This window comes from uncultured Nostoc sp., assembly GCF_964245575.1.
GTDB lineage: Bacteria > Cyanobacteriota > Cyanobacteriia > Cyanobacteriales > Nostocaceae > Nostoc.
The window spans coordinates 10999-19920 of the sequence record NZ_CAXTNP010000144.1 but is presented as its reverse complement, the minus strand read 5'-3'; the positions used below and the strand labels follow the sequence as shown (position 1 = coordinate 19920).

Sequence of the window (8922 nt, the reverse complement as noted above, 5' to 3'; positions counted from 1 at the left end):
GAGGCTCAATGTTGACCTTCTGAGGCTCAATGTTGACCTTCTGAGGCTCAATGTTGACCTTCTGAGGCTCAATATTGACCTTCTGAGGTTGAAAAATGCCCTGGCGACTTAGTGCTTCTCGGTGGAGTCTAATATAGACCGAACCCCCAGCCCCAACCCTTGTAGCGTTGGGGAGTAAGATTCAAAACCTCTCCCCTTCAAGGGGAGAGGAATGGAAGTGAGGTCAAAGTGTATTTTAGATAAACGAGATGCGCTATAAAAGTTGCGGCTACACAGGCAAAACCCGCCTGCGCGGGTTTTAAAAATCTTTAGATTTAAAATGCGAAAAGGGCATAACAATGTTATGCCCCTACAAATTGCGTGTATTTTACCAAATAGGCAACTACTGCGTAGGTGCAGCCCGCCGTAGGCATCGCCTATTTTATGCTTTAGCTGGCTGCGGCTTCGGGTTTCTTTTTCTTAGAACGGCGGTAAAACCTGCGTCCCATCTCATCAATGACTGCATCTAAACCTGTGACATCACCGCTAGCTTTGGCATAACTATAAATAGCTAATGCTGCGGCATACGCTTCGCTAGCAGCCGCTATACAGGTATCATCTACCAGTTCTTGCAGTTGCGTTAGAGACAAAAGCACCGGATACAAGTCCTCAAATATGCCTAAATCCCGGCGCATCTCTTCCAAATCAAAAGAACGAGGCAAAAATTCCGGGTTCTGTGTCGCCACTTCCAAGGCAATGCTTACAAAAGCCCGACTTTTATCTCCCATCTTCAGCATCGTTCGCCGATCTTCAGGGGTCAAATCAATCAAAAATGGTAACTTTTCTCTAATTGTAGCGATCGCCTGCATGACTGCTTCTTTGTCTGCTGGGGCTAAGTTTGCACTGATGCGATTTTCGGGCATTTTTAATACTCCTTTAGGATACTTAGTTTCAGTATTCCCAAAGTTGTAGAAGCGATCGCGTTTGTTGAGAGATAATTAACAGAGTTTTATCTGCACTTTACGGCAAGCCAAAGAACGTGTTTATATTTTTTTATCCCAGTTAACAAAATTTATGGCTTTACTCTTCATCCGACTCTGCAAATAAAGATTCTAAATCTTGACGAGCGCTAACAACGCGCAAAATTTTAACCCCATCATCAATCACTTGGTACAGAATTACATATCCATCTAGGGGTAAGCCACGTAATGAAGGTTTAATATGAGCATAGCTGCGTCCCATATTTGGAAACACCGCTAAATTTTGGCATTTATTGTTAAACTCTCTAAATAGTTTTTCTCCTGCTTCCAGATTTCGGATTAAAAAGTAATCAGAAATTTCATTTAAGTCGCGACTAGCAGAGAGTGAAATGACATAGCGGCTCATTACTAAGCCTCACGCGCCTTTTGGAACTTTTCTAGTATCTGCATTACTACAGTTTCGCCATCCAAAACTTCCCCTCGTTCAATTTCAGCAATTGCGACATCAACTTTTTGCCGGGTTTCTTCTACCCATTGGACATACTCAGAATTTAATTTTTCTAACAGTTGAAATGCTACATCAATTACTTCATCTGCGTTCCTAAATTTCCCACTAGCAATTTGGGCTTGGATAAATTGTTCATGTTCAGGTTTGAGTTCAATGTTCATGATTTATCTCTCTGAAATCAGCTTTAGCAATTGTTCTATTTCTTCTAACCGCTAATTACAGCGATCGCATCAATTTCTACCAACACATCTTTAGGTAAGCGCGATACTTGAACACAAGCCCGCGCTGGGGCTGTATCTTCGGGGAAATATTTAGCATATACAGCATTCACCGCCGCAAAATCATTCATATCAGCCAGAAATACAGTGGTTTTCACCACATCTTGGAAAGTCGCACCAGCTGCTGTGAGGATGGCTTCAAGATTAGCTAATACCTGCTCAGTTTGTTTTTTGACATCATCAGTGTGGAGGACATCACCAAGGCGGGGATCGATGGCAATTTGTCCAGCGATGAATACAAATTGACCAGAAGCTGCGATCGCTTGATTATAAGGGCCGACTGGAGCGGGTGCGTTATCAGTATTAATTACTTTACGGGTCATAGATATTACTTTATTTAACGATGTTTGCTGTTTACCGATTTCTGCTTCAGCTGCGATCGGTTTGTAGACTTCTCCATCTGGCATTATCGCACCAGTCAGGTCAGCATCTTTAAAGGTTGCCCCATAGATATTTGCGCCAGTTAAATTTGCCTTCTTCAGATTTGCACCATCAAGGTTTGCCATCATCAAGTTTGCATTTGAAAAACAGGCTCTTTCTAGATTTGCTCCTTTTAGACAGGTGTTTCTGAGATTTGCTTGTTCCAGGTATACCCCAACTAAATCAGCTTCAGTTAAATTCATTCCTGACAAATTACATTTCTCAAAACTAACTCCCCGGAGTATAGCTTTATGGAGATTTGCACCTTGAATATTTACTCCAGTTAGCTCTACCTGAGTAAAGTTTGCTCTAGTCAAGTCTGCTCCAGTCAGATTTGCAGCTTTCAAGTTTGCATAACTTAAGTCCGAATCGCTAAGGTCTGCCCAACTTAAATTAATTGACCCACCTTGCACCCACATCAAATTTGTACATCTTAGGGATGCTCTAGAGAGGCTTGCTTCCCAAAGATTAGCTTTGGTCAGAGTTACTTCACTCAAGTCTGCTCCATTTAAATTTCCTTTGTATAAATCTATCTCACTCAAATCTTTGCTTGTGAGGTCTACTCCTTGAAGATTTGCTGAATGAAATTTCCGTTCTCCTGCTGCGTATTTCTCTAAAAGTTTCTCAGCGTTCATAATGCACCTTTAAATACCACTGACACAGTATAATCACAAAAACTTTGTGTCACAGGTATTCCTCTCCCCTCTTCCTTTGCGCCCTTCGCGCCTTTGCGGTTCGTCCCTCCTACCCCAACCTCGGACGTATCCCATAATGCCGATATCGCCAATAATCGCGCAGAATGCGATCGTGGTCAAAACATAAATTACCAGGCACTCGCCAATACTCAAAAATTCCTACACCCTTAGCATCATCTCCAGCCACAGGTTCACCCTTCGCTGTCGCCAAAAACACAATGCTAATCGTATGCTGACGCGGATCGCGATTGGGGTCAGAATACACCAGTAATTGTTCAACTAACTCCACCTGCAAATCCGTTTCTTCCTCAGCTTCCCGCCGCGCCGCCACTTCCACCGCTTCCCCATAATCCACAAAACCACCCGGAATAGCCCAACCTAAGGGTAGATTATGTCTTTCAATTAACACTATTGGACGATGAGGTCGATCTACTAGTTCAATGATGATATCAACTGTCGGTGCAGGATTTCGGTAAGTCATATTTATTAGTCATTGGTCATTGGTCATTAGTCATTAGTCATTAGTCATTGGTCATTAGCCATTGGACTTTGGACAAATGACAAAGGACAAACAAAATGAGTTTACTTGATTTACCCTACAAATACTGTTCCGTGATAAATTCGATGCAATTGGCTTTGCCAGTGCCCCTTGGGCGATCGCCTAGCGTGTCGTTCAGACAATCCCTTCCTCTTATAATTCAGGTTAAATATGCCTTTTCCTAGATCAAGTGGCATTTTGCTGCATCCCACATCTTTTCCCAGTCGATTTGGCATTGGGGATTTAGGCTTAGAAGCTTATCGCTTCATCGATTTTCTTAAAGAAAGCCATCAACAATATTGGCAAGTTTTACCTTTGGGCCCCACTGCATACGGTAATTCACCGTATATGTGCTACTCGGCAATGGCGGGAAATCCCCTGCTGATTAGCCCAGAAAAACTGCGAGATGAGGGTTTGCTAACAGAAGAAGACTTTGCTAATTTACCAGGATTTTCGGAAGAAAAGGTAGATTTCAAGGAGGTTGTGCCGGTTAAGATTGGGCTACTCAAAAAAGCCTATGAACATTTTAGAGCCAATGCCACACCCATCCAACAAAAAGAGTTTGAAGGTTTTTGCGACAGCAAAGCCTATTGGCTAGATAATTACGCCTTATTTATGGCGTTGAAAGATGCCAACGAGAATGCAAACTGGCACACATGGCCGTCAGAACTTGTCAAGCGTGATCCACAAGCAATGGAGCAAGTACAGGAGCGGCTCAATGGAGAGATTTTTTATTACAAGTTTGTCCAATTTGAGTTTTTCCGCCAGTGGTCAGAGCTTAAAAGCTACGCCAACATGCGCGGTATTGACATTATCGGCGATATCCCCATCTACGTAGCTCATGATAGCGCTGATGTGTGGGCGCATCCCAACATCTTTTGTCTAGATGAACAGACAGGAGCTGCCGCCCAAATGGCAGGAGTCCCACCAGATTACTTTAGCGCCACCGGTCAATTGTGGGGCAACCCAGTTTACAACTGGGAGGAATTGCAAAAACAAGACTTTAAGTGGTGGGTACAGCGCTTTGAGGCAATGCTGGATTATGTAGATATAATTCGCATTGACCACTTCCGGGGCTTCGAGGCTTATTGGGCTGTGCCTCAAGGTGAAGAAACTGCCATCAATGGTAAATGGGTGGAAGCGCCTGGAGATGCTTTTTTTGAAGTGATTAGGCAAAAGTTGGGCAAGCTACCCGTCTTAGCAGAAGATTTGGGAGTAATTACACCAGGGGTAGAAGCGCTGCGAGACAAGTATGAATTTCCGGGGATGAAAATTTTGCAATTTGCCTTTAGTGCTGATGCCGCTAATCCATTTTTACCATTCAATTATCCGCGTAATTCTGTAGTTTATACTGGGACTCACGATAATGATACAACTTTAGGCTGGTTCAATACAGCTAGCGACCAGGAAAAGCAAAACTTGTTGCTTTATTTAGGTTCTATCAGTCCTGATGGCATCCACTGGGATTTAATTCGCCTAGCTTTGAGTTCCATAGCCAACCAAGCGATTATTCCCTTGCAAGATATTTTGGGATTAGGGAACCAAGCGCGGATGAATTTTCCGAGTATTCCTGAGGGGAACTGGGAGTGGCGCTATCAACCAGGAGCGTTGACAGAGGAATTAGGCGATCGCTTGAAAGTTCTTACCAGACTAAATGGACGCGCCCCAGAAGCCCAGTAAGGAGTGGGGAGATGAGGGAGCAGGGGGAGCAGGGGGAGATAAGGCAGACAAGGCAGACAAGGGAGATAAGGGAGAGGGAGGAGTAAATGCCTCCTTGTCCCCCTCATCCTTCTGATCTCAAAACTTAGGTTTTGCAGCAATCCTAACTTCTTCCTCTTTCCCAGGTTCTCCCATTTCCTTGGCTTTCTCCTGATTGACGCTCATCAACACGCCACCAGCATTATCAGTTTTCACTGTAAGTTGCTCTTGGGCTTTCCAAATTCGGTGAGTTCCCTCTGGCAAAATACCCTCAAACTCGGTTTTGCCATCGGCTACTACGCGAATCCAAGATGACGCTTTCAAAGTGACACCAATCTGTACAGCCTTACCCTGTTGGACGGCGCTAAGGGTATCGTTAATTGATTGAACCTCCACTGACTCTTTTACTTGGGCTATTTCTGGTTTAATAATGGATTTTTGTTTTGGGGATGGTTGATTTTGACTATTATTTGCTTGTAGTACAGCGTTATTTAATAACTGAGATAAGCCATTTACAGAGCATACAATTAGGAATATGTAAAGAAAGTAAAGATGAATCGGACGTAGTTGATCAAGGGGTGAATTATCCCCCATACCTTGAGGCTTCACTAGTGCAGAACTGATCGGAAAAGTGCCAGAAAATTCTACTCCATTTAAGCCGAGTGCGTCGGCAAATTGCCTGATTAAACCCTGTATATAGACTGGTTCTGGCAGCTCGTTTAAATTACCTTCTTCGATCGCCTGCAATAATCGCCGGGGAATCCTGGTTAATGCAACCATTTGCTCTAGAGATAATCCCTGTTCTTGACGCAATGCCCAAAGTTGAGCGCCCATTTCTGCCAACTTTTCGGCTCGTTCTTGCTCTAATGAAATTGATGGCTGCTTATTCTTCTTCTTTCTTAGCCATTTCATGCCTACTGACACTCCTTAACTCCGCTGAATCAATAATTAGGTTGGGTTATCTGATCTTGCAAAAAGTGAATTTCATGATCTTTGAGGGAACGATATTTACCCTCTGACAAAAAAGGTTCTTTTGGAGTTTGTAATTTAATTGGGCCGATAGCAGTCCGATGCAGCTTGATTACTGGGTATCCTAACTGTTGGGCTATCCGACGAATTTGGCGATTTCTTCCCTCCTGCAACACTATTTCTAAAAAGCTTTGCTCGGCACGATGTTCTATTAGCTGTACCTTAGCGGCCCTGGTTTTTTTACCCTCCAACATCACACCTTGACGCCACATTTTCAGTACTGTTTCTGGAGGATGTCCTTCTACCAAAACACGATATGTCTTGGAAATACTGTGGCGGGGATGGGTTAGTCCAAATGTCAGATTTCCGTCATTAGTCAGGATTAATGCTCCTGTAGAATCTGCATCTAAACGCCCAACTGGGTGAATACCTAAACCCTCCCGTAATTCTTTCGGTAGTAAATCCAGGACTGTTGGTCTGCGGTGAGGGTCGTAGCAAGTCGAAACCACACCTGCTGGTTTGTGCAGCAATAAATATATTAAAGCCGGACGCTGCTTTTTAGATACAGGCTTACCATCAATAGCGATCGCATCTTTTTCGGGATCAACTTTTTGACCTAAATGTGCCAATACCCCATTTATCCGTACTCGTGAGTGCCTAATCATTTCTTCGGCTTCACGACGTGAGGCGATACCCCATTGAGCCAGAATTTTTTGTACCCGTGCCTCCATGTGGAATTGCTTATTTACTGTTAACAATTAAATGATATTTGTATTTTGTAGTGAGTAGGCATAAATGTTACATTTAAGGCAAGTTTTAATTTCAGTTCGGTTGTTGAACAAATACTCATAAAACAGATTGGTTTAGATGCCAGAGCAAAATTTTCAAACAACAAATGCAAATAAAATCCGCATAATTACGCAAGTACTCACAACAGCTCTAAAGCTCTGGTTGAGAGCGCAAGTGAGCCAAATATCGGACTTAAAAGTGGAGATGAAAGCGAGCGATCGCCAAATTATCTCTGGGCGTATCCCGTTGGTATCTATTTTTGCTACTGATGCAATTTATCAAGGTCTCCTAATTACACAAATTCAATTAATAGCAGAAAATATTCGGATAAATATCGGAGCGATACTCAAGGGAAAACCGCTACAATTGTTAGAAACAGTACCAGTGGTTGGCGATTTGATCGTAGACCAGAAGGATCTTAATGCTTCTCTCTCATCTAACTTATTATCGACTGCTTTGAGTGATTTACTGGTTAAAGTTTTACCAACACATTGCCCACAGTCACAACCAATAAATTGGCAAGAAATTATCCTTGATAACAACCAAATTATACTGCGAGGTATGAGAGTAACCAATAGTGAAACAACTCCTCTAGAGATTTGTCTGGGCTTACAGTTACTCAGTGGACATGAGTTGCAACTGGCACATATAAAAATCAAGCCCCACCAGGGAGATATATTAGAGGACAATCATGAGTACAATCTGGATCTTGGCTCAGATGTCGATATCCAAGAACTAACGCTGATCCCAGGCAAGCTAGTGTGTCGTGGGCGGATTAACGTTAACCCTTGATGATTAGAAATTAAAAAATGCTAATACATTATTTTAAATGATATAGCGGCTCTCAGGGGATGAGAGAGCAGGGGGACAATTCCCCGCTTCGTTGCGATCGCGCCTCGGAATAGAATTCCAAGTTATTGCATTGAAGGGAGGATAAACACAATCCTGCGCTTCGTTGCGATCCCGCCTCGGAATAGAATTCCTCTTGCTTATAGCTTAAGTCCTCTCAAGAGGACTAAACAAGAATTTTAGTCCACTTAGGTGGACAGTAGCTATTAGCCCGGAACTTAAGTTCTGGGCGGGATGTGGGTCAGTGCAATACTTTAACTGTGACTGAAAACCGTTACAGTAGCGGCAACAGTAGTGTCACGAAATAATAAATCAAAGGAGCAGTGAAAATATAACTATCAGTACGGTCTAAAATACCACCGTGGCCGGGGATTAACTGCCCAGAATCTTTGACTCCAGCATCTCGCTTGAGCATAGACTCAGTAAGATCCCCTAAAAGGCTAGCAATGCCAATCAGCAAACCCAATGCTAAACCAGTGAAGGGGGATCTGGGCAAATGTAGATAATAGGCTCCTGCTATGGCTACAGCAACACTTGAAGTAATACCAAAGACAGCACCTTCTACAGTTTTTTTCGGGCTAATATCAGACAGACGGGTTTTCCCAAAGAATTTACCAATAGTGTAAGCGCCGATATCCGCTGCCCAAATACACAAAAAAGTCAGCAGTGTTGCTGTAAAACCTTGTGCTAAAGAAGCGGAATTTGCCTTTTCCCAGAAATCTGTCCAGGTTGTGGGCCAATAACCTCCAAAAGGGAGATTGCTAAAAGCAGCACTATCAATTGCCCGTAATCGCACCCAGTAACTCGGTAAATAACCTACATAAAATAGCCCCATAATAGAAGCGGAAACATCAGCGATCGTGGCAAATTTGGGCTGAAACAGCAGGTAAAAACAAATAAGTGTGCCAGCAATTGGCATCACAGCGTCAGCTAAACTGCCATCAAGGGTACAAATTACCAGCAAAACTTGGCTGACAGCCATAGTGGTTTTAGCGGCGGGAGCGATGCCTCTGGCTCGTACTAAATTAAAATATTCCTGTTGACCCAAAAAGATGATAACCGCAAAGATGATGGTAAAGTACCAACCCCCCAAAAGGGTTGCAGAAAGAGCAAGAGCGATCGCAACAATTCCACTAATAATCCGAGACCAAGGCATAGAAGTATTGGGTACTGGGTACTGGGTACTGGGTACTGGGTACTGGGTACTGGGTACTGGGTA

At 43.3% G+C, this 8922-nt stretch carries 10 protein-coding genes; 2 read left to right on the top strand and 8 right to left on the bottom strand.

All coding sequences use genetic code 11. The annotated features are described in order from the left end of the window. Positions 1–428 precede the first annotated feature (428 nt). From ACFFAP_RS21830 to ACFFAP_RS21810, 5 genes are all read right to left on the bottom strand, one after another. Positions 429–902 carry a hypothetical protein gene (locus ACFFAP_RS21830; protein ID WP_375513178.1) on the bottom strand — a complete coding sequence of 158 codons (474 nt, stop codon included), beginning with the start codon at positions 900–902 and terminating at the stop codon, positions 429–431. A gap of 157 nt (positions 903–1059) precedes the next feature. Further along, a complete protein-coding gene (locus tag ACFFAP_RS21825) occupies positions 1060–1365 on the bottom strand; it encodes a type II toxin-antitoxin system RelE/ParE family toxin (RefSeq protein WP_375513177.1) in 306 nt (101 codons plus the stop codon). 2 nt (positions 1366–1367) lie between these two features. After that, positions 1368–1628, bottom strand: coding sequence for a type II toxin-antitoxin system ParD family antitoxin (locus tag ACFFAP_RS21820; protein WP_375513176.1), 261 nt, complete (start codon positions 1626–1628; stop codon positions 1368–1370). A 44-nt stretch (positions 1629–1672) separates the two neighbouring features. After that, the gene (locus ACFFAP_RS21815) at positions 1673–2800 is read right to left on the bottom strand and encodes a Rid family detoxifying hydrolase (protein WP_375513175.1); all 1128 of its coding nucleotides are present in this window, start codon (positions 2798–2800) and stop codon (positions 1673–1675) included. 109 nt (positions 2801–2909) lie between these two features. Further along, positions 2910–3341 carry an NUDIX domain-containing protein gene (locus ACFFAP_RS21810; protein ID WP_375513174.1) on the bottom strand — a complete coding sequence of 144 codons (432 nt, stop codon included), beginning with the start codon at positions 3339–3341 and terminating at the stop codon, positions 2910–2912. 228 nt (positions 3342–3569) lie between these two features. Between ACFFAP_RS21810 and malQ the strand changes: the two genes are divergently transcribed. Then, positions 3570–5078, top strand: coding sequence for a 4-alpha-glucanotransferase (malQ, locus tag ACFFAP_RS21805; protein ID WP_375513173.1), 1509 nt, complete (start codon positions 3570–3572; stop codon positions 5076–5078). A 117-nt stretch (positions 5079–5195) separates the two neighbouring features. On the opposite strand, the gene ACFFAP_RS21800 is transcribed toward malQ, so the two are convergent. Together ACFFAP_RS21800 and ACFFAP_RS21795 are read right to left on the bottom strand one after the other, a co-directional pair. Further along, the gene (locus ACFFAP_RS21800) at positions 5196–6008 is read right to left on the bottom strand and encodes a helix-turn-helix domain-containing protein (RefSeq protein WP_375513172.1); all 813 of its coding nucleotides are present in this window, start codon (positions 6006–6008) and stop codon (positions 5196–5198) included. A gap of 29 nt (positions 6009–6037) precedes the next feature. Continuing rightward, complete coding sequence (locus tag ACFFAP_RS21795; protein WP_375513171.1) at positions 6038–6796, bottom strand: pseudouridine synthase; 759 nt, start codon at positions 6794–6796, stop codon at positions 6038–6040. Between the two features lie 136 nt (positions 6797–6932). Here ACFFAP_RS21795 and ACFFAP_RS21790 point away from each other — a divergent pair, with 136 nt between their 5' ends. Next, positions 6933–7646, top strand: coding sequence for a DUF2993 domain-containing protein (locus ACFFAP_RS21790; protein ID WP_375513170.1), 714 nt, complete (start codon positions 6933–6935; stop codon positions 7644–7646). Positions 7647–7977: 331 nt separating this feature from the next. Here ACFFAP_RS21790 and ACFFAP_RS21785 read toward each other — a convergent pair whose 3' ends face one another. Then, positions 7978–8859 carry a phosphatidate cytidylyltransferase gene (locus ACFFAP_RS21785; protein WP_375513181.1) on the bottom strand — a complete coding sequence of 294 codons (882 nt, stop codon included), beginning with the start codon at positions 8857–8859 and terminating at the stop codon, positions 7978–7980. Positions 8860–8922: the final 63 nt, after the last annotated feature.

Excerpts from the sequence above, each read along its gene's own strand:
- ACFFAP_RS21795 (WP_375513171.1), bottom strand. The coding sequence starts at position 6,796 with ATGGAGGCACGGGTACAAAAAATTCTGGCTCAATGGGGTATCGCCTCA.
- ACFFAP_RS21785 (WP_375513181.1), bottom strand. The coding sequence starts at position 8,859 with ATGCCTTGGTCTCGGATTATTAGTGGAATTGTTGCGATCGCTCTTGCT.
- malQ (WP_375513173.1), top strand. The coding sequence starts at position 3,570 with ATGCCTTTTCCTAGATCAAGTGGCATTTTGCTGCATCCCACATCTTTT.
- ACFFAP_RS21830 (WP_375513178.1), bottom strand. The coding sequence starts at position 902 with ATGCCCGAAAATCGCATCAGTGCAAACTTAGCCCCAGCAGACAAAGAA.
- ACFFAP_RS21820 (WP_375513176.1), bottom strand. The coding sequence starts at position 1,628 with ATGAACATTGAACTCAAACCTGAACATGAACAATTTATCCAAGCCCAA.
- ACFFAP_RS21810 (WP_375513174.1), bottom strand. The coding sequence starts at position 3,341 with ATGACTTACCGAAATCCTGCACCGACAGTTGATATCATCATTGAACTA.
- ACFFAP_RS21800 (WP_375513172.1), bottom strand. The coding sequence starts at position 6,008 with ATGAAATGGCTAAGAAAGAAGAAGAATAAGCAGCCATCAATTTCATTA.
- ACFFAP_RS21815 (WP_375513175.1), bottom strand. The coding sequence starts at position 2,800 with ATGAACGCTGAGAAACTTTTAGAGAAATACGCAGCAGGAGAACGGAAA.
- ACFFAP_RS21790 (WP_375513170.1), top strand. The coding sequence starts at position 6,933 with ATGCCAGAGCAAAATTTTCAAACAACAAATGCAAATAAAATCCGCATA.
- ACFFAP_RS21825 (WP_375513177.1), bottom strand. The coding sequence starts at position 1,365 with ATGAGCCGCTATGTCATTTCACTCTCTGCTAGTCGCGACTTAAATGAA.